We start from the raw sequence: 24,650 nt of genomic DNA, 5'->3' as shown, positions 1-24,650 counted from the left end.
GATGAATGAGTTACGGCGAATCGAGCGGCTTTCCGAGCGCCGGTGCGTCAGGTGGTCCGGTAGGCCGCGCGACGGTCGGTCGGGCGAGCGTTCCGGCTCCTGGCCCCGGGTCCGGTGCGGCCGTGGGGGCCGCCGGGGTCGGCGGCCGCGCGTCGGTTCCGGCTCCTGGCGGTACGACGGGACGAGCGTCCGTCGGCTCGGCGAGCGTTCCGGTCTCCGGAGCCGCACCTGCGGGACGGGCGACCGTCGGCCGCGCCACGGTGGGCCGGGCTGCGGTCGGTGCTCCACCGAGCCCGGTGGCGCCCGTTGGCCCCGGCGGACCCGGTGGCCCGACGCGTCCCGACGGACCTGCCGCCGCGGGTCAGGGCGGGCGTGCCCAGCGCGGGCCGCGTCCACCGCGGTCGAAGAAGGCCCGCCGACGTAACTGGGCCATCGCGAGCATCGCCGTCCTGATCATGGTGGCCGGTGGAACGCTCGTCGGCGGCACCTACGTCTTCGCGAAGATTCCGGCGCCCGACGCGCTGCCGGCCGGCCAGACCAGCACCATCTACTTCTCCGACGGCGCCACCGAGATGGCGAAGATCGGTCGGGAGAACCGCACGATCGTCGCCCTCGACAAGATCCCGAAGCACATGCAGCACGCGGTGATCGCCACCGAGGACCAGTCGTTCTACTCGAACGAGGGCGTCGACGTCGCCGGCATCGTGCGTGCGGCGTGGAACAACTTCACGGGTGGCGAGCGGCAGGGCGCGTCGACGATCACGCAGCAGTACGCCCGGAAGATCGCCGAGCTCACCGAGAACTCGTACAAGCGGAAGGTCGAGGAAGCGGCCGTCGCGATGAAGCTGGCCGACAAGTACACCAAGGACGAGATCCTCGGGTTCTACCTCAACACCGTGTACTTCGGCCGCAGCGCGTACGGGGTGGAGGCGGCCGCCAAGGCGTACTTCGACCTCAACTCGGCTATGGAGCTCACCGTCGAGCAGTCGATCATGCTCGCGGGCTTCATCAAGAACCCCGACGGCGGCGGCGGCAGCAGCGCGTTCGACCCGAACGTCAACCCGAACGACGCGAAGGCCCGCTTCGAGGCCAACCGGAACTCGCTCGTCGAGCTGAAGCCGAAGCTCGCCAAGTACGGCAGCGACGCGTACCAGGTCACCAAGGACATGCAGATGCCGGCGGTGCCGAAGTTCGACCGGAGCAACCGGAAGGCGCAGACGCAGTTCGGGCTCGACACGCCGACCGGCCACATCGTCCACAACGTGATGGACGAGCTGACCCAGCTGCAGAAGACCGACCGCAACATCAAGGCCGTGGCCGAGACGCCCGAGGACCTCAAGGACGCCGGTCTGAAGATCGTCACCACGATCGACCTGGCCTCGCAGGGTGCCGCACAGACCTACGCCGACGTGACGGGCAAGGACTCCCCGTTGAAGGGGATTCCCGCCACCCAGACCGCGGCACTGGTGGCGGTGGAACCGTTCACCGGCCGGGTGCTCGCCTACTACGGCGGCAACAAGGGATCCGACCTCGACTACGCGGGCTCCTGGGTCGACCCCGTCCTCGGCGACGGTCAGCGCACCACCGCGGGCTTCCACGCACCCGCGTCGTCATTCAAGATCTACACGCTGGCCGCCGCGCTGTCCCAGGGAATCTCGATCAACTCGTGGTGGGACGGCCGTCCCCGCGACTTCGACGGCCGGCCCAAGAACGCCTCGAACGGCATCCGGAACGCGAACGCCGAGGGTGACTGCGCGAAGGGCTCGTGCCAGCTCTGGGAGATGACGGCCCAGTCGCTGAACGTGCCGTTCTACCAGCTCACGACCGATCTGGACAACAAGGCGGCCGCGGTGCTGGAAACAGCCCGGGCGGCCGGCGTGCGGTACATGCGTGACGTGATCCCCGGCAAGGGCGCCATCTGGGACCTGAACGCGCACAAGGCGACCGAGCTGGCCAACACCGGTCAGAACACCAGCGCGACCGTCTTCGACATCGAGATCGGGTTCGGTCAGTACCCCATCACGGTCATCGACCACGCCAACGGCGTGGCCTCGCTGGCCGCCGGTGGCCAGGCCGCGAAGGCGCACTTCATCGCCGAGATCTACAAGGACGACAAGAAGCTGTTCACGGAGAGCCTGAAGCTCACCGCGATGCCCGGCTTCACGTCCCAGATGGGCGCCGACATGGCGTGGACGCTGGAGCACGTCGCGGCGAAGTACAACTGGAACCCCAAGGACCGCAAGGTCGCGGCGAAGACCGGTACCTGGGAGAACGGCAACGACAAGTACAAGGGCCAGAACGCGCACTCCTGGACGGTCGGGTACTCACCCGCGAACAAGGACAAGAAGTACAACGGGGTCGCGGTCGCCGTCTGGGTCGGTAACAAGGGCGACGAGCTACCGATCAAACAGGCCAACGGCGAGAAGATGCAGGGCTCGTCGGGCGCCGGCAAGATCTTCGACAAGTTCATCAAGAAGGTGAGCGAGAAGAAACCGACGGCCAAGTTCGCGCCGCCCAAGTTCGTCGGCGACGAGGACGCCGGTGACGGCAAGTCGCCCACGCCCAGCACCGAGAACAACCAGTCGCAGGGCAATCCCGGCCCCGGCGGCGGCAACAACAACCCGGGTCCGGGCGGCGGCAACGCGACTCCGCCCGGCGGCGGCCCCGGCGGTGGCGGTGGCGGCGGTGGAAACCGCGGCGGTCGCGACTAGCTCGAATCGACAACTGTGAAACCGAGGTCCCACGCTCTGCGTGGGGCCTCGGTTCGTTTGTGGTGTCGCGCCGTTCGTGGGGTGCGCACCGTGCGACGCGGGCGTAGGGCAGTATCGACGCCATGAGTACGGCCACACCGCTCGACAACGCCCCCGACGCCGCCGCGGTGCCCGACGAGCCGGCGACCTCCGACGGGTTCGTGCGTGGTCTCGCCGAGGCGATCGGCGGTCCGCTGGGCGAGCACGCGGTCCGCCCCGTGCGGAGCGTCTACGGTCGTGGCTTCTGGACCGCCGGGCGGGTGGTGCTCGCGCTGGTCTGCATCACGTTGTCGCTGCACTGGGTGCAGAAGTTCCCGTGCAACGACGGCGCGTGGAGCGGGCTCGAGCAGTACAAGTACATGTGCTACACCGACACGCTGGCGCTGTACTACGCCGAGGAGCTGTCCGAGGGCGCAGTGCCGTACAAGGACTTCCCGGTCGAGTACCCGGTGGTCACCGGTGCGTTCATGGGGTTGATCGGTCTGCCGGTCAACGCTCTCGGCGACCGGGCCGGCGCCCTCAACGAGGGTCAGCTGTTCTACAACCTGAACGTGCTGGCGCTCGGCGCGCTCGCCATCGCGACCGTGGCGCTGCTGCTCGCGGTCCGGCGCAAGCGGCCGTGGGACGTCGCGATGTTCGCTGTCGCGCCGGGGCTGTTCCTGTCGGCGACGGTCAACTGGGACCTGCTGGCCATCGGCCTGACCATGCTCGGCTGGTACTTCTGGGCCCGCAGCCGCCCGGCTCTGGCCGGCGTGTTCATCGCGCTCGCCGCGTCGGCCAAGCTGTGGCCCGCACTGCTCGCCCTGCCGCTGCTGGCGCTGTGTTGGCGCGCCCGGCGGATGCGCGACTTCAACACCGCCGCGTGGACGGGCGTGTTCACGCTCGCGCTGGTGAACATTCCGGTGCTGGTGCTGTGGCCGGACAGCTGGGCGAGGTTCTTCCAGCTGAACAGCGAGCGCCCGGTCGACTGGGGCACGTTCTGGTACATCGGCGCCAACTTCCCGCTGGGCAACGACCGGTACGGTCTGCGGCCGTTCCAGTGGTTGAGCGACAACCTGCCGATGCAGAACGCCGTGTCGTGGGTGGTGATCCTGCTGGCGATCGCCGCCGTGATGCTGCTGGCCGTGCGTGCCCCCCGCCGGCCGCGGCTCGCACAGGTGGCGTTCCTCGTGGTGGCGCTGTTCCTGGTCTTCAACAAGGTGTGGTCGCAGCAGTTCGTGTTGTGGCTGATTCCGCTGCTGGTGCTGGCCCGCCCGAAGTGGGGCGCGTTCCTGGCGTGGCAGGCCGCCGAGGTGGCGTACTTCGCCGCCTTCTACGGACGCCTGATGGGCGAGTCCGGCAAGGTCATCTTCCCGGAGTGGGTGTTCGTGTGGGCATCCGAGCTACGCCTCATCATGGTCGGCGTCCTGATCTGGCTGGTGGTGAAGGAGATCCTGCACCCCGAACTAGACGTGGTCCGCCAAACCTACGACGACGACCCTGACGGCGGCGTCCTCGACGGCACCCCCGACCGCGACGACTGGCCCGAAGGCTGGACGGCGGACGACGAGCCGGCGGCGGTTCCGGTCGGCGTGCCGGCCGCTACCGAGGAGGGGCCGCTGTCGGACGAGCGACCCCCGGACGGGGACGAGCCACCGACGCCGGTCAGAGCCTGAGTCTGCGTTTTGTGAGGAGCGGCGGGCCGTTGTAGGGCTGCGCCGCTCCGCTTCTCGCGTGCCGGGCCTTGGTGCTGCTCTGCCTCTTGCGCGGGGCCGGGGTCAGAGGTTGTAGATCACCAGTTCCGGGGTGTCTTCCACTTCGATGGCCGGGTCGAGGTCGGGGAAGTTGCCGGGATTGGCGGTGGGCTCATAGTCGGTGCCGGCGACCATGCTCTTCACCACCACGACCGATCGGACGCCCAGCCCTCGCAGCAGTTCGACGCTGGCCGGATCGGGGAATGTGGCGGCGACCTCGCGTACCTCGTCGAGGCGGGCGGGGATGAAACCGCTGCCGCCGTTGACCACCGAGGGGAAGCCGTCGGTGGTCCAGAGCATGATCATCTCGTCGCTCAGCTGGTCGGAGGGGAGCACCAGCATGGGTCCCTGGACCTCGCTCAGCCCGGCGGGCGGGCGGGGTACCTCCGGGTGCGGGCTGGCCGAGATGCCCTCGACGAGAACCAGCACGAGCGGCAGCAGCAGCGCCATCCGGAGGAGCGGACCGGGATAAGGTCCGGCTCCCCGCTCGATGGTGAAGTCGCGGGCCCGCTCCACGAAGGCGCTCACCGCGCCGGCGGCGAGGAGTCCGGCGAAGAGTGTCGTCCAGAGCACGAGACGGCCGGGGGTGCGTATGCCGTCCCAGCCCGGCAGTACCGAGTGCAGCGGCAGGTAGGAGAACTTGCCGCCGAAGGGTGCCGCCGTACCCATGGCCAGCACCGCACTGACGATCATCGCCACGAGCAGCAGGAACCGGACCTGGTACGACCACACCGAGTACAGCAGTCCGGCCAGGGCCAACCCGAGCAGCACGAAGCCGATCAGCAACGCACCCTCGTTGGGCGCCTCCATGGTCGTTCGCAGTCCGGAGTGGTCATGCCCCCACAACCACGACTCCGCCGGCGCCGTGACGAAGCCGTATGCCGGCGGCGAGTAGATGTCGAGCTCGTTGACGCCCCGCCGCGCATAGGGATGGTCATTGACGACCCGCAGATACGGGATCGCCATGAAGACGCCGACGGCCGCGAAGATGATGCCGCCGAGGACATCGGCACCCAGGAGCCGCTTCGGGAACGGCGGGCGGCGGGCCAGCCACCGTTTGAACGGCCCGGCCGGGCGGGCTGGGCGAGCGGGTTGCTGGCTCGGCTCCGGACGCACGGGTCCGAAATCGATGACGTCGCTGGCCCGGGCGGCGGGCTGGAGCTCGGGGCCCCGGGCCCGGCGCCGACCGGAGCGGCCGTTGGTTGGCGGGCCGGCCGCCGGAGTCGCGAGGGTGCCGGACGGCTGCGCGGAGCCGTGGGTGCCGGCTTGGGGCTGGGCCGGTGCGGGATCGTCGTGGGGCCGGGCTGCGGTGGGCTCGGCGTTCGGCTTGGCCGGTGCGGGTTCGCCGTCGGGGCGGGCCCATGTGGATTCGCCGGTGGGCTGGGCCGTTGGCGGCTGGCCGGTGCCGGGTGCGCTGTCGGTGAGGGCGCTGTCGGTGAGGGCGCTGTCGGTGGGCGCGACGGTGGTGGCCGCGACGTCGGTGGGCGCGCCATTGGTAGGCGCGCCGTCAGTGGGTGCGCTGTTGGTGGGCGCGCCGTCAGTGGGTGCGCTGTTGGTGGGCGCCCCATCGGTGGGGGCCCCATCGGTGGGTGTGGCGTCGGTGGGTTTGGCGGCCGTGTCGATGGTGGCGGTAATCGTGGACGTCGGGCGGGCGTACGGGGACGTCGGGCGGGCGTACGGGGACGTTGCCGGCGCCGAGGTGGGGCGGGCGTAGGGAGAGGTTTGCGGCTCTGGGCGTTCGAAGGACGTCACCTGCGAGGCGGACGTCGTCGGGGGCGGGGCTGCCAGTGCGGGCGTCGGGGTTTCCAGGCCGGCGGGCAGGATCTCCGGGGTGGAGTGCCTCGTGACCACGCGGCGCGGGACCACGAACCAGGCGATCAGCGCCACCACCGCGAGGAGCGCCAGCACGTACGCGAATGGCAGGCCGATGCCGAAGCCGAGACTGATCTGCCACGCGGCCACCAGCCAGCCGGCCAGGGCCCATCCGGGTTTGGCGTCGGCCGGACGGTAACCGTGGCGCAGCGTGAAACCGTGACCGCGGGCCAGCATCGCCAGCGCCAACACGATGCCGCCGCTCGACAGCACGTGCAGGTGACCCGCCTGGCCCCAGCGCCACGGCGCGTACGCGAACGCGGCGGCGGCCACCACCGCACCGGACCTCCATGCGCCCAGCTGCCGCGCCAGCGCGTACGCACCGAGGAAGGCCAGCGCGAACGCCAGCGTGAAGACGATGTTGTAACGCAGGATCGCCGCGCTGACGCCGGAGCCGATCATCCCCAGCGGCGCGAACCCGAGCAGCGTGTCGGAGAAGGCGAAGCTGAGGCGCTCGGGGAAGAACGTGTTCGAGTCCCAGATCGTGCTGGGCTTCGTGTCGAGCGCGTGCCCGGACCACGCCAGCTGCCACGCCTGCAGCAGTGGGTCACCGAGGTCCTGCGGAACCGTGCGGGTCGGGTAGCGCATCGTCGGCCAGGTCATGATGACCGCGAGCAGCACCGATCCGAGCGTCGCCAGCGTGTACTCGTGGAAGACGGAGCGGCCGATCGCCTGCAAGGACCGGGTGATGGGACCGGGACGATCGGCCGTCGGCGCGAACGCGCGCCACTTGCCGGGCTGCTGGGCGGCTCGCTTGCGGAGGCTGACGCGGCGCTTCTTGGGCACCCGACGGACGAGGCTCACCCGTCGGACCAGGCTGACCTTCGGCGGTTCCGGCGCGCTCTTGCCGGCCGGGGCTTTCTTGCTGGCTCGGGCTTTGCCAGCGGCTGGGGCCTTCGCGTCGGCTGGGGCTTTGCCAGCGGCTGGGGCCTTCGGGTCGGCTTGCGCCTGCCCGTCGGTTGGGGCCTGCCCGCCGGGAGGGGTCTGTGCTGGAGGGCTGCCGGGCTTCGTCGTGGTTGGGAGCGTGCGGACCCGGAGGGTCGTGCCACCGGGGCGTCGGCTCGTCGTGCGGCGGTGGCGGGTCGGAAGGGTGGAGCGGCGTAGGAGGCGGACGCCGGGGGTCGGCTGGGTCTCCTCGGCGTCGGGCTCCGGCAGTGCCGCAGGCGGAGTCGCCTGTTGGGCTGCCGGGGGCGCCGCCTGTGAGGCCGTCGGCACCACCGCCGGTGGAGTCGCCGGGGGGCCGCTTGTGGGGCCGGTGGAGCGGCCGTTCGGGGCTCGCTGCTCGGAGGCTCGGTGCTCGGAGGCTCGGTGCTCGGAGGCGCGGTGCTCGGAGGCGCGCTGCTCGGAGGCGTGGTCGGTGTCCGGGGCGGTGCTTGCGGACTCCGGTGCTTTCTTTGATGGGCTTTCGGGACCTACGGTCTCCGGTGCCGGGGTGGGTGGTCGCTCGGAAGCAGGCCGGTGCTCGTCTTCATACGCTCCTTCAAGCGGCCCTGACCAGCGATCGACGGTGACCGGCGCGCGGCGCGTGCCTTCTTCGTTGATCCTTCTCACCCCACCCGGTCGCGCAGGAACGCGATGTCGTCACCCTGACCTTCCGCGCCGTTGGGCGTTTCCACGACGACCGGCGCGCCGGCGGCCCGGATGACCGCAACGATGAGATCAGGGTCGATCTGACCCTTTCCAATGTTGTCATGCCGGTCGCGGCGGGAGTCGAAGGCGTCGCGGGAGTCGTTGGCGTGGATCAGGTCGATGCGGCCGGTGATGGCCTTGACGCGGTCGACGATGCCGAGGAGGTCTTCGCCGCCGGCGTGGGCGTGGCAGGTGTCGAGGCAGAAGCCGGGGTTGTACTCGCCGATGGCGTCCCAGAGGCGCGATAGGGCGTCGAAGCGGCGGGCGCAGGCGTTGTCGCCGCCGGCGGTGTTCTCGATGAGGACCGGCGTGGCGAAGCCGCCCTGCTCCTCGGCGTAGGCGAAGGTCTTGCGCCAGTTGTCGATGCCCTTGTCGATGTCTTCGGGCTTGTCGACGTGGCCGCCGTGGACGATGAGGCCCTTCGCGCCGACGGTGGTGGCGCCGGTGGCGTACTTGAAGAGCAGCTTGCGGCTCGGGATGCGGATGCGGTTGTTCATCGTGGCGACGTTGATGCGGTACGGCGCGTGGATGAACACGTCGATGTCGGATGCCTTGAGCTCCTCGGCATCCGTTCTGTCCTCGGGATCGACCCATGCCTGGGGATCACTGAGGAAGAACTGGACCACCTCCGCCTTGCGTTCAGCGGCGGCGGCCAGCGGATCTTGACGGTCGACGTGGGCACCGATGCGCATGCGGCGAGCCTACGACGACAGCCTGACAGTTTGCGCGTCACCGCTTGGTGCCGGCCGTCGTTGTCCCGAATGGCCCGGTACCGACCATCTGCACGATGGGACAAACCGGCCATGCACATGTCCCCGAACGAGACGCTGGATGGTTATGTACTCAGCTGTGGTTCCGAGGATGGCCAGGATCCTCGCTGCGGCCGCGATCAGCGCCGGGCCAGCGATGGTTGCCGGGGCGGCGTTGGTCGCCGGACCGGCGCACGCGGCGCCGGAGGCCGCGCCGGCGGTGGAGTTCAGCGGTGGCAGCGTGCTCAACATGCTGGTCTGCAAGTCGCAGCCGAGCACGAGCCGGCTGACCGTGCCGGCGGAGAGTCGGATCACGTTCGTCAACCGGCTCGGCCAGAACGCCACCCTCCGCGTCGGCGGCAAGACCGTGACCTCGGTGGGTGCGAACCAGGCCGTACCGGTCGTGTTCCACCACGGCCCGGTCGAGGTGTCGATGACCATCTCCTGCAGTGCCGGTGTGGTCGAGGAGTTCCGCGCGGTCACCGTCGGGGTGACGCCGAAGCCCGCGGCCGCTCCGCCCGCCGCGGCACCGACGACGGCGCCGGCCAACCGCGCGCCCTCCCCCACCGGTACGGCCGGACGTAACGGGTCCAGCGGTTACAACCGCTCGGCCAGCCCCGCGCCGACCGCGACGGGCCCGACCGAGGCGACCCCGCCGGCCGATCCGTTCGCTTCAGCCGGGACCGATGCCAGCCCCGCGGGTGCGGCGGTGCCGGACCAGGGCGCGGGTGGAGGTGACGACCTGCCGCCGGGCGCGACCGACATCGGAGACGTGGTGCAGGCCGCCGGTGAGCCGGTGCACGGACCGTCGGGGCTGCTGGCGATGATCGCCGCGGTTCTCACGGTGGGTGTCGGCGTGGCTGCGGTACGGGCCGTCCTGGCCCGGCGGCCGGGCGCCGCGAGATTCGCATAACCCCCTGATCTCCGCGGGGCGTTTCATCCTCTGTCGGTGTGGTCGTTCCTCCCCAGGTCCCACCCAGCTGCCGGATGAAACGCCCCGCGGTCGCGTCCGCTATCCTTGTCCGGTCCCCCGACCCTTTGTCAGTGGACGACGCATGACCTCCTGCCACGGAGAGACCGTGGCCGCCTAGCCCGTAGGAGGTGATTACGTCTTGCGTCATTACGAAATCATGGTGATCCTCGACGGAAGTCTCGAGGAGCGCACCATCGCCCCGTCGCTCGACTCGTATCTCAACAATGTGATCCGTGGCGCGGGTGGCTCAGTGGAGAAGCTCGACGTGTGGGGGCGCCGCCGCCTCGCGTACGAGATCAACAAGCGGACCGAGGGCATCTACGCGGTCATCGACCTGCACGCAACTCCGGCGGCCGTGGCCGAGCTGGACCGCCAGCTCCGGCTGAACGAGTCGGTGCTGCGTACCAAGGTCATCCGGCCGGAAGTCCGCTAGGTCTTCCACTTCCCGATTTCTGTCGCACCTGTGTGACAGCCTCACCGCGACACTGTTTCCCGCGAGGAGTAGGGCCATGGCAGGAGATACCACCATCACGGTCATCGGCAACCTGACCGATGATCCGGAGCTGAAGTTCACGTCGTCCGGTGTGGCCGTGGCCAAGTTCCGGATCGCGTCGACGCCGCGGTTCATGGACCGCGCGTCGGGTGAATGGAAAGACGGCGACCCGCTGTTCCTGGCGTGCACCATCTGGCGTCAGGCGGCCGAGAACGTGGCCGAGTCGCTACAGCGTGGCGCCCGGGTGGTGGTCGTCGGCCGGCTGCGTCAGCGCAGCTACGAGACCCAGCAGGGCGAGAAGCGCACCGTCGTCGAGCTCGAGGTCGACGAGGTCGGCCCGTCGCTCCGTTACGCCACCGCCAAGGTGCAGAAGATGCAGCGCTCCGGCGGCTTCGGCGGCGATGGCGGCGGCGGTGGTGGCGGCTACGGCGGCGGCGGTGGCGGCGGCTATCGCGGCGGTGGTGGCGGCGGAGGCGGCGGCGGCAACCAGGGCGGCGGCAGCTACGCCGACGACCCCTGGGCCAGCGCGGCACCGGCCGGCAACCGTGGCGGTGGCGGCGGCGGATCGGGTTCATCGTTCGACGACGAGCCACCTTTCTAGGAGTAGCGAAATGGCCAAGGCTGCGGTTCTTCGCAAGCCGAAGAAGAAGGTGAACCCTCTCGACAAAGAGGGCATCGCCTACATCGATTACAAGGACACCGCCCTGCTGCGGAAGTTCATCTCCGACCGGGGCAAGATCCGTGCCCGCCGGGTCACCGGGGTGAGCGCCCAGCAGCAGCGTCAGATCGCCCGCGCCGTGAAGAACGCCCGCGAGATGGCGCTCCTGGCGTACACGACCACGGCGCGCTGACCGGGGAGGGCTGAGCAATGAAGATCATCCTGACCCAGGAGGTCAACGGCCTCGGTGCCCCCGGCGACATCGTCGAGGTCAAGGACGGCTACGGGCGCAACTACCTGCTCCCGCAGGGCTTCGCGATCAAATGGACCCGCGGCGCGGAGAAGCAGGTCGACGTGATCAAGCGGGCCCGCGGGGCCCGGGAGATCCGCGACCTCGGTCACGCCAACGAGGTCAAGGGCCAGCTCGAGGCGCTGTCGGTCAAGCTCGCGGTCCGCGCGGGCGACACCGGCCGGCTGTACGGCTCGGTCACCCCGGCCGAGATCGTCGACGCTGTGCGCAGCGCCGGCGGGCCGGCCCTCGACAAGCGGCGGATCCAGGTGTCCAGCGCGGTCAAGTCGGTCGGCGACTACAAGGTGCAGGTGAGGCTGCACCCGGAGGTCACGGCCACGTTCAACCTCGCGGTCACGGCCGCGAAGTAGACGGTTCTGCGAGAGCGCCCCGGCCCGGGTGGGCCGGGGCGCTTTTGTGTGCGTGGGTCGGGGTGCTCGGCGTGGCGTCGGGGGGCGGGGGTGGCGCGGCGGGACGCCGAGCCGGCGTGCGGGCGTGTGGCGGCGTGCGGGGTGGCGCGCCGGGGTGGGGGTGGCGCGCCCGGGTACGGGGTGCGCGCCGGCGTGCGAGCGGCGTGCGAGCGGCGTGGGGCGCGAGGGTGGTGCGTCGGCGTGCGGGACGGCAGGTGTGGGGGCGCGGGGCGTGCCGGCGTGCGGGGCATGTGCCGGCGTGCTGGTGGCGCATGGGCGTGCGGGGCGTGTGCCGGGGCGGCGCGAGGCATGTGCCGGCGTGCGGGTGGCACGTCGAGGTGCGGGTGGCGCGTCGGGGTGCGGGGCGGTGGCGCCGATCTTGCAGTTGTGGCCGCCCTTTTATGGTGATAAGCCGGCCTTTGTCGGGGGCCACAACTGCAAGATCGGCGGATTTCAGCCGAAGATCAGGGAGTTGAGGACGGTCGTCAGCGTGCCGCTGACCACGGCGGCTGCGAACCCCAGTCCGCCTGCCTTCCATCCGGCGCCGATCCAGCGGAACGTGAGCGCCAGCCCGACGCTCATCGTCGACGCGACGCCCAGCCAGGGAAGCGCCTGGATGCCGGCGTCGAGCGCCTCGGCACGTTCGGCACCCTCGTCGAAGAGGAACACCGCACCCAGGTAGGCCGCGATCGCCAGCGCGAACCAGATGAGCGGCGCCAGTGCCGCGCTGACCGTGCCGGCGGGCACCCGCTCCCCCATGAGTTCGTTCGCGACCTGATCGCGTTCGGGATCGGGGTCCACGCGGCGGCTCGGTGGAGGCTGCGGGATCTCGCTCCAGTCGGTGGAGCGGGACGTCGGTGCATCATCCCAGGTGTGCGGGTGCCACTCGGGGCGCTGGTCGTGGCGCTCGGTCCAGTCGGCGGCGTCGATGACCTGGTTGCGACCGCGGTCGGGGGTGCGCCGGAGGTCGGTGGTCTCCTCGAAGCGCTCGATCGCGAACCCGGGCGGCTCCTCGCGCGGCTCGGCCGGCACCCACATGCCCCGGCTGCTGCTCCACCGTCCGGTCTCGTGCGGGACGGCTCCGTTGCCGCCGCCCCGGCCGGACTCGGTCGGCTCGGCGTACGGGTTACCCGGGCGAGCCCCGTGGCCCGGCGGCTGACCATAGCTCGATGTGGACGGGCCATGGTCACGGCTCGGGCCGTGATCGCGGTTCGGGCTGGGTGGGCGGTAGGGCGTTTCGCGGGTTCGGCCGGTCGGACCCGGAGGCGCTCCGTACGGCGCGCCGTACGGGATGCCGGACGGTGGCGGCATCCCGTAGTCGGGTCCGCTGAAGTAGGGCGGACGGGGTGGTGGATAGCCGCCGGGCGTCGAGGGGCCGTAGCCGCCTGTCGGTGGGCCGGCGTACCCGACGCGGGGGATCTCGCCCGTCGGTGGTCCAGCGTATCCGGTCCGGGGGATCTCGCCGGTGGGTGGGCCGTAGCGGTCGTCGGTGGGACGCGCGCCGCCCACGCGCGGGAGGCCGTCGACCGTGGGGCGGTCGGCCATCGGCCCGGCGAAGTCGGTGGTCGGCCGGTCGGCGGGCGAGGGGCGACCGTAATCGGGGACCGCCGGGTAGCCGTAGCCGTTGGTCGGCGCGTCGCGGCTCGGGTCGCGGCGTCGTGATCTCGGTTGGCGAGTCCGGCCCACCCGCGGGATTCCCCGGGCGTCGGTGGCGGCTTCGTCGAAGGCCGGGCTCACGCGGTCGCCGCGTGGGTTGGGGGGCCGGGGCAGTTCGCGTGTCGGGTCGAACGGACCGTTCGGCGTGGCGTACGGTTCGGGGGCAGCGCGTGGCGTTCCCGGAACCGAGGGTGGAATGTGCGGGCGCCGATGAGGCGAGGAACCGCGCGCGGAACCGCCGTCGCGGCGCTCGCTCCAGCGGGGATCGGCACCCCGTTGTTGATCGCGGTGTGGATCGCCCGTAGCTTCATCGCGCGGCGGCCGGCGTGCCATCCGCCCGTCAGCCATCGTCGCCAAGATACCGCAACGGCCTCAGAGGCCGCCTGTTTTCTTTTATCCACAGGCTGAGGACAACGTTTTCGCAGCTCAACATGAATGTGAAAGCAGTATCAACAGGGCTGTCCACAGGTTGCGCACATGCCTGACCACCGGGTTGGGCGCGGTATCCACAGCTTGTCCCGAGCTGTGTCCACCGGGGTGTTTGATCCCCGGCCGCCGTTTTCCTAGCGTGGGCCCGCACACTGGCGCAGTTTCGGGTCGCTCCGGCGCGGAATTGTCGTACGCACGTACTAACCTGATCAGCAGGTTCGACGTGGCGAGGGTGGCGAGGGGAGGCAGCGGTGTCGGTCACCGATGAGGTGCGCGCCATGCAGCCTCCTCCCGAGGAGCGCGGCGGCGACGACGAGTGGGCCGGAGGCGGCGGCGACCGACCCTTCCGGGGAAAGGGACGGTCGGGTGGGGGTCCCGACGGGCCGCCACCGGGCGAGGGCGGCGGATACGACCGCACTCCCCCGCAGGACATCGCTGCGGAGCAGTGTGTCCTCGGCGCGATGATGCTGAGCAAGGACGCGATCGCCGACGTCGTCGAGATCGTGCGCACCGCCGACTTCTACCGGCCCGCGCACGCCACGATCTTCGACGCGGTCCTCGACCTGTACGGCCGGGGCGAGCCGGCCGACGCCATCACGGTGGTCGCGGCGCTCGCCGACTCGGGCGACCTGGCCCGCGTCGGTGGGGTGCCGTACGTCCACGACCTGCTGGCGATCGTCCCGACGGCGGCCAACGCCTCGTACTACGGCCGCATCGTGGCCGAGCGGGCCGTGCTGCGCCGGCTGGTCGAGGCCGGCACCCGCATCGTCCAGCTCGGATACGGCGCGGCCGGCACCGGCGGCCGCGACGTCGACGACACGGTCGACCTGGCCCAGCAGGAGATCTACAACGTCACCGAACGCCGCGGCGGCGACGACTTCGCGATCCTGTCCGAGCTCCTGCAGCCCACGCTCGACGAGATCGAGGCGGTGGGTGCCCAGGGCGGCGTGATGACGGGAATCCCGACGGGCTTCTCCGACCTCGACCGCCTCCTCAACGGCCTCCACGGCGGCCAGTTGATCATCGTGGCCGGGCGGCCCGGTCTGGGCAAGTCGACCGCGGGCATGGACTTCGTGCGGGCCGCATCCGTGAAGCACAACCTGGCCAGCGCGATCTTCTCCCTGGAAATGAGCAAGGTCGAGATCGTCATGCGACTGCTGTCGGCCGAGGCGCGGGTGCCGCTGCACGTGCTCCGTTCGGGCCAGCTGTCCGACGACGACTGGACCAAGCTCGCCCGGCGCATGGGTGAGATCAGCGAGGCGCCGCTGTTCGTCGACGACACGCCGAGCATGACGCTGATGGAGATCCGGGCCAAGGCCCGCCGCCTCAAGCAGCGGAACGACCTGAAGCTGATCGTGGTCGACTACCTCCAGCTGATGACCTCGCCGAAGCGCACCGAGAGCCGGCAGCAGGAAGTGGCCGAACTCTCCCGGGGGCTCAAGCTGCTGGCCAAGGAGGTCGAGTGCCCGGTTGTCGCGGTCAGCCAGCTGAACCGTGGCCCCGAGCAGCGCACCGACAAGCGTCCCCAACTGTCCGATCTGCGTGAGTCGGGATGCCTGACGGCCGACACGCGGGTGGTGCGAGCCGACACGAACGCCGAGGTGTCGTTGGGCGACCTTCTCGCGTCCGGCGAACGTGACATCCCGATCTGGGCCCTCGACGAGCGGCTCAAATACGTGCCCCGCACCATGACGCACGTCTTCCCCAGCGGACGCAAACCCGTGTTCCGGATGCGGCTCCGGTCGGGCAAGGAGATCGAGGCCACCGGCAACCATCCCTTCCTGACCATCGACGGATGGCGGGCGCTCGACACGCTGGGCCCGGGAAGCCGCTTGGCGGTTCCTCGTCACGTCCCCGGTCCGCTGGAGGGCTCGGCATGGTCCAACGACGAGGTCGTGCTGCTGGCACACCTACTCGGTGAGGGCTCGTTCGTCCGCCGACAGCCGATCCGGTATGCGAGCGTCGACGAAAGCAATATGGCGGCGGTGAGGGGGGCGGCCCGCCACTTCGGAGTCACCGCGGTGCTGGACGACCATCCGGCCGCCAGGGTGAAGACCCTCCGGCTTCCGGCTCCGTTCCCGGTCGCTCGCGGTCGGCGAAACCCGATCGCGGAGTGGCTCGACGGCATGGGCCTGTTCGGGCTGCGTTCGCACGAGAAGTTCATCCCCGACGCGGTCTTCGGCCTCGGCAAGCGGCAGATCACCCTGTTCCTGCACCACCTGTGGGCGACCGATGGGTCGGTCACGGTACGGGGCAATGTGGGGCGGGTCTACTTCAGCTCCACGAGCCGCAGGCTGATCGACGGCGTTGCATCGCTGCTCTTGCGGTTCGGTATCAGTGGGCGGATCAAGGCGGTACAGCCGGACGGTTACCGCACGCAGTACACCCTCGACATCTCCGGACGTGACGACCAGCTCCGGTTCCTGCGCGAGATCTCGGTTCACGGCGGCCGGAGCGCCTCCTGCCTCGCGCTGCTGGCCCTGCTGGAGAAGGTTCGGAGCAACACCAACATCGACACGGTGCCGCGTGAGGTCTGGGACCGGGTCCGCACCGCTCTTGCCGACCAGCAGATGACCCATCGCGAGTTCGCGGCCGCCACCGGGACGCAGTTCTGCGGGAGCACCCTGTGGAAGCACGCTCCCGGACGTGAACGCCTGTCGCGGGTGGCTGCGGTGCTCGGTAACGCAGACCTCGAGCTGCTGGCTACCAACGACGTCCTGTGGGACGAGGTCGTGTCGATCGACCCGATCGGAGAGCAGGAGGTCTACGACGCCACCGTGCTGGGCCTCCACAACTTCATCGCGAACGGCATCGCCGTTCACAACTCGATCGAGCAGGACGCCGACGTCGTGATTCTGCTGCACCGGGACGACTACTACGACAAGGAGTCGCCGCGAGCCGGGGAAGCTGACTTCATCGTCGCCAAGCACCGGAACGGGCCTACCGACACGATCACGGTGGCGGCGCAGCTGCACCTGTCCCGGTTCGTCGACATGGCGATCACATAGAGGAACTGCATTCGTCAACCAAATTCGGATTTTTCGTAACACAACGCCACCACGATGTTACTTTGGGTCGCCAGATGGGATCAGTGCGGTTGCCAACGCCGGCACCGAAAAGCTGAAAGGACCCCGACCCGAATGTCTATCCTCCGTGCGTGGCGGCGCTCCCGCCTCGCCGTCGGTGCCGCAATCGCTGCGGTCGTCTCAGCCGTGGCGCTCGTTCCGGCCTCACCGGCATCCGCCGCCACAGCGTTGACCGGCAACATCGTCGTGTCCTCGCCGACGACCGGCAAGGTCGCCGCCAACACGCCGAAGCAGGTCATCCTGCTGACGCTGACACTGCCCGCCGGCACCACGCTGAGCGAGGAGAACATCAAAACGGTCAGCCTCGGTGCCACCAGGTGCACCGACATGGAGTGGTACATAGTGACCGGTACCACGCAGATCGCCGCGAAGACTCCGGACGATGCCGACGACGCGAACGACGGCTGCGCGCCCACCGCGAGCACGACCACCGGTGAGACGATCGTCATCACGTTCGCCAACGACGACACGCTCACGAAGACCGGCTCGAACCTGTTCTTCATCACGCCGCCGGACATCGCTGGTGTCAGCGCCGCCCCGGTCGTCACCGACAACAGCTCGAAGATCCCGGCCGCCGACGACAAGGTGAAGCGACTGCTCGCCTCGGGCGGTCAGACGGTCCGGATCACCGCGTCCAACGACTTCGCCTTCAGCGGCGGCACCGGGGCAGGCCTCGCGGTCACCATCGGTGGCAAGGCCCTGACCGAGGTCAAGGCGTGGAACAAGGCCGGCACGACGGCGCTCACCGCGGCGGCGGGAGATGCGGACAAGGGCAACACGCTCACCGGCAAGACGGCGAGCGGCATGACCGCCAGCGCCACGCCGAGCGTGATCATCACGCAGAACGGTGTCAGCAAGACCTTCTCCTCCACCGCCACCGGCATCACGATCGTCAGCGCTCCGGTCATCACCGCGCTCAGCGTGACGTCGGTGAAGGCGGGCGTCGAGACCAACGTGACGGTGACCGGAACCGGCTTCGCCACCACCGCCACCGCCAAGGTCTGCGGTGTCACGGCCAACGTCGCCACGCCACCCACCTCCGCGGGTACCTCGATGGTGATCACGATCCCGGCGACCGGCATCATCGACGACGCCGGCGGCCTCGGTGCCGACGTCTTCTCGGGTGTCTGCAAGGTCGTGGTCTCCAACAGCGGAACGGACAGCCCGGTCAACGAAAAGTCGTGGCTCGCGGTGATCTCCGAGTAGACGACTGAACGACAGGCCGGCCCGGTTCGCACCGGGCCGGCCTTCGTGCGTCCGCCCGCGCGCCCCGCAGGGCGCCAGGCCGTCGGGCAAGGGCAACGGGAGGGCGGCAGCACGCGGCGCCGTTCACGGCACCCACGTCCCCTTTTTCCGCCGATCTTGCAGTTGTGGCTTACCTCAAAACACGACATCTACGCAAATAGGGGCGGCCACAAGTGCAAGATCGGCGCAGGCCTCGACAACGGCGCGACCGCGAGCGGCGCGGCCGGTCCGCAACCTGACTCAGGACACTAGGAACCCTCGGCGGCCTGCTGGGACCCGCGTGCCCGCCGGCTCGGGGGGATCCGGATCACCGAACCGGTCTCGTGCAGCGGCTCGGCCAGCCGACCCGGCTTACCACCGGGACCCGCCTTCAGCAGCGTCATGAGCTTCGCCAGCGGCATCGGCTTCGCGAACAGGTGGCCCTGCGCCAGCGGACAGCCGAACTCCCACAGCTTGGCCCGCTGCCGCTCGCTCTCCACGCCCTCCGCCACCACCGTCAGGCCCAGGCTGCGGCCCAGCTCGATCGTCGAGCGGACCACCGCCGTCTCGGTGGGAGCGTCCATCGCGGCCACGAAGCTGCGGTCGATCTTCAGCTCCTGCACGGGGACCCGGGCCAGCGTGGCCAACGACGAGTAGCCCGTACCGAAGTCGTCCAGGGCGAGCTGCAGACCCAGGCCCCGCAGCCGGCTCAGCACGTCGTCGACGACCTCCAGCTGGCTCAACGTCACGCTCTCGGTGAGCTCGATGACCAGGTTCGCCGCCAGCTCCTCGCGACCGCTCAACTGCCGCTCGACCATGTCGGGGAACGTGGCGTCGAGCAGGCTCCGCGGCGTGACGTTCACCGACACCGGCATCTCGAAACCGGCGTCGGCCCAGACGGTGGCGGCGCACAGCGCCTGGTCGAGGACCTCCTCGGTGAACGGACCGAGCTGGCCGGACCGCTCGATCGAGTCGAGGAAGCGGTTCGGCGCCAGATCGCCGTGCTGGGGATGCGACCAGCGGGTCAGCGCCTCGGCGCCCACCGCGTCGCCGGTGCCCAGGTCGACGATCGGCTGGAAGTTGACGACGAACTCCTTGTTCGCGATCCCGCGCGAGATCTCGCCGCCGAGGGAGAGCATGTTCACGTCGGCGGTGTCGCGCGACTGCTCGAAGGTCACCACCCGCTGACCGTTGCGCTTGGCCTGGTACATCGCGACATCGGCGCGGCGCAGCAGCTCCTCCACGGTCCGCTTGCCCGGGCCGTCGCTCGACGCGACCGCGACTCCCCCGCTCGCCTCGACCGAGACGCGGACCCCGTCGACCTCCATCGGCGGGTTCAGGCACGCCAGCAGCCCGTGGGCGCGCGACAGCGCCAGCGCCGGGGCGGGCAGACCCACCAGCAGGATCGCGAACTCGTCGCCGCCGAGGCGGGCCACCAGGTCGTCGGGCTGCGCGGTGGCCTTCAACCGGCGGGCGGACTCGACGAGCACCTGGTCACCGGCGGAGTGGCCGAGCGTGTCGTTGATCTCCTTGAAGTGGTTCAGGTCGATGAGCAGAAGCGCGGTGACGCCGTTCGGCGGCCTCGTGGCCAGCACCTGCTCGCCGTACACGGTGAGCTTGCGCCGGTTGGCGAGCTCGGTGAGCGGGTCGATGGCCGCGGCGCGGGCGTTGATCTCGGACAGCCGCTTCGTCTCGGTGAACGTGGTGGCGTTGCGGATCGCGGTGCGCAGTGCGGCGGCGAACGTGGAGAGCGTGTAGTTCTCCCGCTCCGAGAGCGTGATCTGGCCGCCGTGGATGAGCAGGCGCAGTTCGCCGAGCGATGCGACGTCGGCCGAGGTGGTCAGGTCGATGCTGATCGCCTGGCCGCTCGAAGCCGGCGCACCGGCCGGAGGGCCGTCGTAGAGGACGTCGTTGGCGTCGCCGCGGACCAGCCGGGGCGGCTGCTTGACCTCGACCTCGACCTCGTGGACGGAGAACAGCTCGGCGGCCCGGATGACCGCGGTACGGAGCACGCCGTCGAAGTCGACCGAGTTGAACTCGTCGGTGGCCCGGGAGAGACGCTGCCACGTCTCCCGCTCGCTACGGGTGCGGATCCGCATGGCGGTACCCAGGTGGATTCCGTAGACCAGCAACGGCATCGCGAGCAGCAGCACGTCGCTCTGTAAGAGGATGAGGTACATCGCGACCGCGGCCGCCAGGGCGCCCAACCGCACGACATACCGGATGTCGAGGTTCGCCATCAATATATGGCGCATGCTGAGCCTGCCGGCAATGGACAGAACCGGGGCTCCCAGCACTTCCTCGACCAGCGCGTAGGCACCCGCGGCGGCGCAGATGGCAACAATGTCGGCCGGCGTAACCCCCCGACTCTCTGGGCCGAGGCTGATCGGAACGAACCCTAGGCCGTGCGCCACCACAACGGCGGCAGCTACGGCAAGGGTCTCTTTGGAGGCGTTGAAAATCGCCTTGATCGCGGGCTGGCGCTTGAATAGCCACTTTCCAATCAATGCGCCCATGCACGCGTAAACGACAGCTGCGGACGGACGCGCGTAGATCACGCATACCAATCCCGCTACAGAAGTGGGAGCTAGGGAAACTGTCGTCGACCGGATACGGCCGTTGATTTCGGCCCATTGCAGCAGTGCGACGAAAAGAACGAGGAGCGCCGGCTGCCATCCAGGCTGCCATCCGGGCCACGCCTGCCAGACGGCGAGGCCCATGACCACCGACGCCAACGCCGCGATCGAGTACACGAGAGGCTTCAACCAGTGCACTCGATTCGGTGTGGACCCTGCAGTCACATATCCATCGTGACCCGTGCAGGTATGGCGCTGTCAATACGCCACCAACAGTGATGTGGTGGCTTAATTACGGTCTGTTATGACCAGCCGAACTCGCGCATGCCACACCCCTCTCGATCAAGAACTTGTCTACCGCGATGACCCTGTGTATTCCAGGAGGTCAACGGCCTGTCAGAAGTGACACTAGGCCAATCGACACCTGGCTGTCCAGTCTTTTTGTCCCGAGATTCGCGATTTGCGAACTGGGATAGTTTTCATACCGTAAAATGTAGTATGGCGATTACTCAATGTTACCTGATTTTGGTCGTTGATCCATTCGGAAACGACGTTTGTCACATCCGCTGCACGTGCAAATGACCAGGCAATTGCACGGCGCGACCGGCCCTTCTGACCCGGCGTGTCCACATGTGCGCGGAAAGCGACAGCGACAGGTGGCGAACAGACAGTGAGCATGGTCAATCACGATTCTCGCGGATCGTCGGCGAGCCCGTCACCAGCCAACCGGTGCCTTGCGTAGGCTCGACGGGTGGCCGAGGAGCAACTTACCCATGTAGACGCCAAAGGCGCAGCGCGCATGGTGGATGTGTCCGGAAAAGACATCACGATTCGCCGGGCGGTCGCAGCTGGAACGGTGACTACCACCACAAGCGTCATCGATTTGCTCCGCAGCGATTCCCTACCGAAGGGTGATGCCCAGGCCACCGCCCGCATTGCCGGCATCATGGGCGCGAAAAGAACGCCCGACCTTCTGCCGCTCTGCCACCCGATCGCATTGCACGGCGTAACCGTTGAATTGACGCTGCGCGATAATGCCGTCGATATCGAGGCGATTGTTCGAACAGCTGATCGAACCGGTGTGGAAATGGAGGCGCTCACCGCCGTCGCCGTCGCCGGACTCGCATTGATAGACATGATCAAGGCCGTTGACCCGGCCGCCTCCCTGGACTCGGTTCGGGTGCTGCGGAAGGAAGGCGGCAAGACCGGAACGTGGACCCGATCATGATCCGGGCACAGGTCATCGTCGCCTCCAACCGCGCCGCGGCCGGTGTCTACGAAGACACCAGCGGCCCGCTACTTGTCGAAGGCCTCCGCGAACTCGGCTGCGAAGTTAGTGATCCCGTGATCGTTTCTGACGGACCGCCAGTCCGCACTGCGCTGCGTGCTGCCGTCGTCGCAGGCTTCGATGTCGTGGTCACCAGCGGGGGTACCGGGATCAGCCCGACGGACGCAACGCCGCAGATGACGCGAGAGATCCTCGACTACGAGGTTCCGGGCGTAGCCGAGGCGTTGCGCGCTGTAAGTCGGGACAAAGTGCCCACCGCTATCTTGTCAAGAGGCGTGGTGGGCGTCGCGGGAAGAACATTGATCGTCAATTTGCCCGGTTCGCGAGGTGGAGCGAAGGACGGGCTCGCCGTTCTCGGCCCGATCCTGGCCCACGCGGTCGACCAACTGCGCGGCGGCGATCACCCCCGGAGCGAGTAGGCGAATAGGCTGGCCTCGTGGCAGCCCACCCGACAACGTCCGTCCCCTGGGCCGCGGCCCGCCAGGCGGTGCACGCGGCCGGCGCGGCGGCGATCCGTCCACCGGTGACCGTCCCGCTCGTCGAGGCCGAAGGCCGTACCCTCTCCGGTCCCCTCACCGCGCGGGCACCGATGCCGGCGTTCCCCACGTCCAGCGTCGACGGCTGGGCGGTCCGGGGAAGCGGGCCGTGGCGCATCACCGGCCGGGTGCTCGCCGGATCACCGGCACCGGCGCTGTCCGTCGACGGCACGTGCGTGGAGATCGCCACGGGCGCGATGGTGCCGGACGGCACGACGACGATCGTGCGCGTCGAGGACTCCACCGTCACCGGCGACGAGGTCAGCGGCGAGGCGCGCGCCCCGCACGAGTGGCGCGACATTGGCGAGGAGGCGGCCGGCGACGAAGAGCTCATGCCGGCCGGAACCAGGATCAACCCCGCCGTGCTCGGGTTGGCCGCGTCGGCGGGGCACGACACGTTGTCGGTGCACGCCGCGCCGCGGGTCGCGACGCTGGTGTTCGGCGACGAGCTGCTCACCGAGGGACTGGCCGGCGACGGCCGGGTGCGCGACGCCCTCGGCCCGCAGGTGCCCGCGTGGCTGCGCCGGCTCGGCGCCGACGCGTTGCCGCCGGTGGTACCGGTTCCCGACTCCCTCGACGCCCACGTCGACGCGCTCAGGAAGGCGATCGCCGACGGAGCGGACCTGATCTGCACCACCGGCGGCACGATGAACGGGCCGGTCGACCACCTCCACCCGGCCCTCAAGGAGCTGGGTGCCGAGTACGTGGTGAACACCGTCGAGGTGCGGCCCGGGTTTCCGATGCTGGTCGCCGCACTGCCCGGTGGTCGCTTCGTCTGCGGCCTACCGGGGAACCCGCAGTCGGCGGTCGTCGCGATCGTGACCCTGGTGATGCCGCTGATCGCCGGGCTCGCCGGTCAGCCGGTCCCGCCGCTCGGCACCGTGACGCTCGGCGCGGAGGTCGCCGGTCGCGGCGGGCACACGCACCTCGCCCTGGTGCGGCGCGATGCGGCCGACGGTCGCGCCTATCCCCTGCCGCACGCCAACTCGGCGATGCTGCGGGGGTTGGCCCAGGCGATCGGGTTCGCGGTGATCGCTCCGGGCACCACCGGGACGTCGGGCGCGAGCGTCCCGTTGGTGGCGCTGCCATGACGAACGAGATCATCGAAACAGCGGTGACCACCGACGTGCTCGATGTCGCCGCGCACGAACGCGCCGTCGGGCGTGCGGCCGCGGGCGCCGTCGTGTCGTTCAGCGGTGTCGTGCGAGATCATGATCATGGACGCGCGGTCCGGCTGCTCGAGTACGAGGGCCATCCCAGCGCGGCCCAGGTGTTGCGCGAGGTCGCCGAGGAGATCGCCAAGGATCCCGACGTCTACGCGGTGGCCGTGTCGCACCGCCTCGGACCGCTGGAGATCGGCGACGTCGCGCTGGCCGCCGCGGTCTCGACGGCCCACCGGGCGGCCGCTTTCGCGGCCTGCGCCCGGTTGGTCGACGAGGTGAAGGCGCGACTACCCGTCTGGAAGCACCAGGTCTTCGCCGACGGAACCGACGAATGGGTCAACTGCGCATAGTTACCGCGTAGTCGCGTTGTTTCACGTGAATCATCAGAACGGCAGGCGACGTCCCGCCTGCAGGGCCCGGGCGGCGATCCTGGCCTCGCGGCGGGCGGTACGGGCCGTGCGGCGCACCGCCTTGCCTGCGTCGGAAGCCACCGTGCTGGCCCGCCAGGCCGCGTTGCCCACGGTGTCGCTGACGGCGTCACCGGCCCGGCTGACCGCGGTGCCGGCCCGTTTGGCCGTCGTCACGCCGCTGAGGCCGGCGGTGAGACCGGCGACCTTGGCTGCGCGGCGGGCGTCGCGGGCGGCGTACCCGGCGCGGCGTCCGGCGTCGCGGGCGGCGTAGCGGGTCTGGTACGCGAGGCTCGGCTTGCCGCCGCGGTCGACCATCGCGTACAGAAGGCCACCCAGCAGACCCAGGTTCTTGGCGAACTGGGTGCGCTGTTCGGCCTTGCGCTCCGGGTCGTTCTCGTTCCAGAACGGGTGGGCGGCGATCGTCGAGGGCACCACCGTCGCCGCGAGCACCGCGGCCGCCGGCCGGGTGAAGTGGCCGCTGGCGAGGAGCAGGCCGCCGGCGATCTGGGCCGCACCGGTCGCCTTGACCAGGGTCTCGGTGTCGGTGGGAAGGTTCGCGGCCTCGAGCGCCGGCTCGAGATAGTCGGCGACCGGCTTGGCCTCCGCGACGTGCCGCTCCGGGTGCTTCAGGACGTAGTACCCGCTGCCGACGAACAGCGCGCCGAGCAGCGTACGGGCTGCTGTACGAATAGGCGTCATGACCGGTCCTTACCCCACGTGAGGCCG

General features: G+C 69.6%; 17 protein-coding genes and 1 pseudogene. 13 read left to right on the top strand and 5 right to left on the bottom strand.

What is annotated here, in order from left to right; translation table 11 throughout:
- The first annotated feature begins 296 nt into the window (after positions 1-296).
- Entirely contained in the window at positions 297-2,711 is a 2,415-nt protein-coding gene (locus Voc01_RS05560; protein WP_203926170.1) for a transglycosylase domain-containing protein, read from the top strand.
- 122 nt (positions 2,712-2,833) lie between these two features.
- Complete coding sequence (locus Voc01_RS05555; RefSeq protein ID WP_203926169.1) at positions 2,834-4,405, top strand: glycosyltransferase family 87 protein; 1,572 nt, start codon at positions 2,834-2,836, stop codon at positions 4,403-4,405.
- A gap of 1,917 nt (positions 4,406-6,322) precedes the next feature.
- Here Voc01_RS05555 and Voc01_RS55030 read toward each other — a convergent pair.
- Both Voc01_RS55030 and Voc01_RS05545 read right to left on the bottom strand, forming a co-directional pair.
- Positions 6,323-7,078, bottom strand: a pseudogene (locus Voc01_RS55030) (hypothetical protein); the annotation flags it as partial.
- An 824-nt stretch (positions 7,079-7,902) separates the two neighbouring features.
- Complete coding sequence (locus Voc01_RS05545; RefSeq protein WP_203926167.1) at positions 7,903-8,676, bottom strand: deoxyribonuclease IV; 774 nt, start codon at positions 8,674-8,676, stop codon at positions 7,903-7,905.
- 169 nt (positions 8,677-8,845) lie between these two features.
- On the opposite strand from Voc01_RS05545, the gene Voc01_RS05540 reads away from it, so the two are divergent.
- The 5 genes from Voc01_RS05540 (at position 8,846) to rplI (ending at position 11,517) form a co-directional block, all read left to right on the top strand.
- Positions 8,846-9,646 carry a hypothetical protein gene (locus Voc01_RS05540; protein WP_203926166.1) on the top strand — a complete coding sequence of 267 codons (801 nt, stop codon included), beginning with the start codon at positions 8,846-8,848 and terminating at the stop codon, positions 9,644-9,646.
- 199 nt (positions 9,647-9,845) lie between these two features.
- Entirely contained in the window at positions 9,846-10,139 is a 294-nt protein-coding gene (gene rpsF, locus Voc01_RS05535) for a 30S ribosomal protein S6 (protein ID WP_203926165.1), read from the top strand.
- 76 nt (positions 10,140-10,215) lie between these two features.
- The gene (locus Voc01_RS05530) at positions 10,216-10,800 is read left to right on the top strand and encodes a single-stranded DNA-binding protein (RefSeq protein WP_203926164.1); all 585 of its coding nucleotides are present in this window, start codon (positions 10,216-10,218) and stop codon (positions 10,798-10,800) included.
- 10 nt (positions 10,801-10,810) lie between these two features.
- Positions 10,811-11,050 carry a 30S ribosomal protein S18 gene (rpsR, locus tag Voc01_RS05525; protein WP_203926163.1) on the top strand — a complete coding sequence of 80 codons (240 nt, stop codon included), beginning with the start codon at positions 10,811-10,813 and terminating at the stop codon, positions 11,048-11,050.
- A gap of 17 nt (positions 11,051-11,067) precedes the next feature.
- Positions 11,068-11,517, top strand: coding sequence for a 50S ribosomal protein L9 (gene rplI / locus Voc01_RS05520; protein WP_203926162.1), 450 nt, complete (start codon positions 11,068-11,070; stop codon positions 11,515-11,517).
- A gap of 492 nt (positions 11,518-12,009) precedes the next feature.
- Here rplI and Voc01_RS05515 read toward each other — a convergent pair whose 3' ends face one another.
- Positions 12,010-13,293, bottom strand: a complete 1,284-nt coding sequence (locus tag Voc01_RS05515) for a hypothetical protein (protein WP_203926161.1) — start codon at positions 13,291-13,293, stop codon at positions 12,010-12,012.
- Positions 13,294-13,892: 599 nt separating this feature from the next.
- Here Voc01_RS05515 and Voc01_RS05510 point away from each other — a divergent pair.
- Positions 13,893-16,649, top strand: coding sequence for a replicative DNA helicase (locus Voc01_RS05510; protein WP_307781558.1), 2,757 nt, complete (start codon positions 13,893-13,895; stop codon positions 16,647-16,649).
- Positions 16,650-16,853: 204 nt separating this feature from the next.
- Positions 16,854-17,933 (top strand): IPT/TIG domain-containing protein, encoded by a 1,080-nt coding sequence (locus Voc01_RS05505; protein WP_203926160.1) that lies wholly within the window; start codon positions 16,854-16,856, stop codon positions 17,931-17,933.
- 287 nt (positions 17,934-18,220) lie between these two features.
- On the opposite strand, the gene Voc01_RS05500 is transcribed toward Voc01_RS05505, so the two are convergent.
- Entirely contained in the window at positions 18,221-20,191 is a 1,971-nt protein-coding gene (locus Voc01_RS05500; protein ID WP_239159972.1) for a putative bifunctional diguanylate cyclase/phosphodiesterase, read from the bottom strand.
- A gap of 1,087 nt (positions 20,192-21,278) precedes the next feature.
- Here Voc01_RS05500 and moaC point away from each other — a divergent pair.
- From moaC to Voc01_RS05480, 4 genes are read left to right on the top strand one after another with little or no spacing between them, the layout of a single operon-like run.
- Positions 21,279-21,755 carry a cyclic pyranopterin monophosphate synthase MoaC gene (gene moaC, locus Voc01_RS05495; RefSeq protein WP_275423692.1) on the top strand — a complete coding sequence of 159 codons (477 nt, stop codon included), beginning with the start codon at positions 21,279-21,281 and terminating at the stop codon, positions 21,753-21,755.
- Entirely contained in the window at positions 21,752-22,234 is a 483-nt protein-coding gene (locus tag Voc01_RS05490; RefSeq protein ID WP_203926184.1) for a MogA/MoaB family molybdenum cofactor biosynthesis protein, read from the top strand. Before moaC ends, Voc01_RS05490 begins: the two co-directional genes overlap by 4 nt.
- Before the next feature lie 17 nt (positions 22,235-22,251).
- A complete protein-coding gene (locus tag Voc01_RS05485) occupies positions 22,252-23,442 on the top strand; it encodes a molybdopterin molybdotransferase MoeA (protein ID WP_239159971.1) in 1,191 nt (396 codons plus the stop codon).
- A complete protein-coding gene (locus Voc01_RS05480; RefSeq protein WP_203926159.1) occupies positions 23,439-23,864 on the top strand; it encodes a molybdenum cofactor biosynthesis protein MoaE in 426 nt (141 codons plus the stop codon). Before Voc01_RS05485 ends, Voc01_RS05480 begins: the two co-directional genes overlap by 4 nt.
- A gap of 33 nt (positions 23,865-23,897) precedes the next feature.
- Here Voc01_RS05480 and Voc01_RS05475 read toward each other — a convergent pair whose 3' ends face one another.
- Positions 23,898-24,623: a DoxX family membrane protein gene (locus tag Voc01_RS05475; protein ID WP_203926158.1), complete on the bottom strand. Its 726-nt coding sequence runs from the start codon at positions 24,621-24,623 to the stop codon at positions 23,898-23,900.
- Positions 24,624-24,650: the final 27 nt, after the last annotated feature.

The organism is Virgisporangium ochraceum, assembly GCF_016863655.1.
GTDB lineage: Bacteria > Actinomycetota > Actinomycetes > Mycobacteriales > Micromonosporaceae > Virgisporangium > Virgisporangium ochraceum.
The sequence above is the reverse complement of the archived record's forward strand: the minus strand, read 5'-3'. Positions and strand labels throughout refer to the sequence as shown.

Excerpts from the sequence above, each read along its gene's own strand:
- Voc01_RS05545 (WP_203926167.1), bottom strand. The coding sequence starts at position 8,676 with ATGCGCATCGGTGCCCACGTCGACCGTCAAGATCCGCTGGCCGCCGCC.
- Voc01_RS05530 (WP_203926164.1), top strand. The coding sequence starts at position 10,216 with ATGGCAGGAGATACCACCATCACGGTCATCGGCAACCTGACCGATGAT.
- rplI (WP_203926162.1), top strand. The coding sequence starts at position 11,068 with ATGAAGATCATCCTGACCCAGGAGGTCAACGGCCTCGGTGCCCCCGGC.
- Voc01_RS05540 (WP_203926166.1), top strand. The coding sequence starts at position 8,846 with ATGGCCAGGATCCTCGCTGCGGCCGCGATCAGCGCCGGGCCAGCGATG.
- Voc01_RS05555 (WP_203926169.1), top strand. The coding sequence starts at position 2,834 with ATGAGTACGGCCACACCGCTCGACAACGCCCCCGACGCCGCCGCGGTG.
- Voc01_RS05490 (WP_203926184.1), top strand. The coding sequence starts at position 21,752 with ATGATCCGGGCACAGGTCATCGTCGCCTCCAACCGCGCCGCGGCCGGT.
- Voc01_RS05475 (WP_203926158.1), bottom strand. The coding sequence starts at position 24,623 with ATGACGCCTATTCGTACAGCAGCCCGTACGCTGCTCGGCGCGCTGTTC.
- Voc01_RS05480 (WP_203926159.1), top strand. The coding sequence starts at position 23,439 with ATGACGAACGAGATCATCGAAACAGCGGTGACCACCGACGTGCTCGAT.
- rpsR (WP_203926163.1), top strand. The coding sequence starts at position 10,811 with ATGGCCAAGGCTGCGGTTCTTCGCAAGCCGAAGAAGAAGGTGAACCCT.
- Voc01_RS05500 (WP_239159972.1), bottom strand. The coding sequence starts at position 20,191 with ATGGCGAACCTCGACATCCGGTATGTCGTGCGGTTGGGCGCCCTGGCG.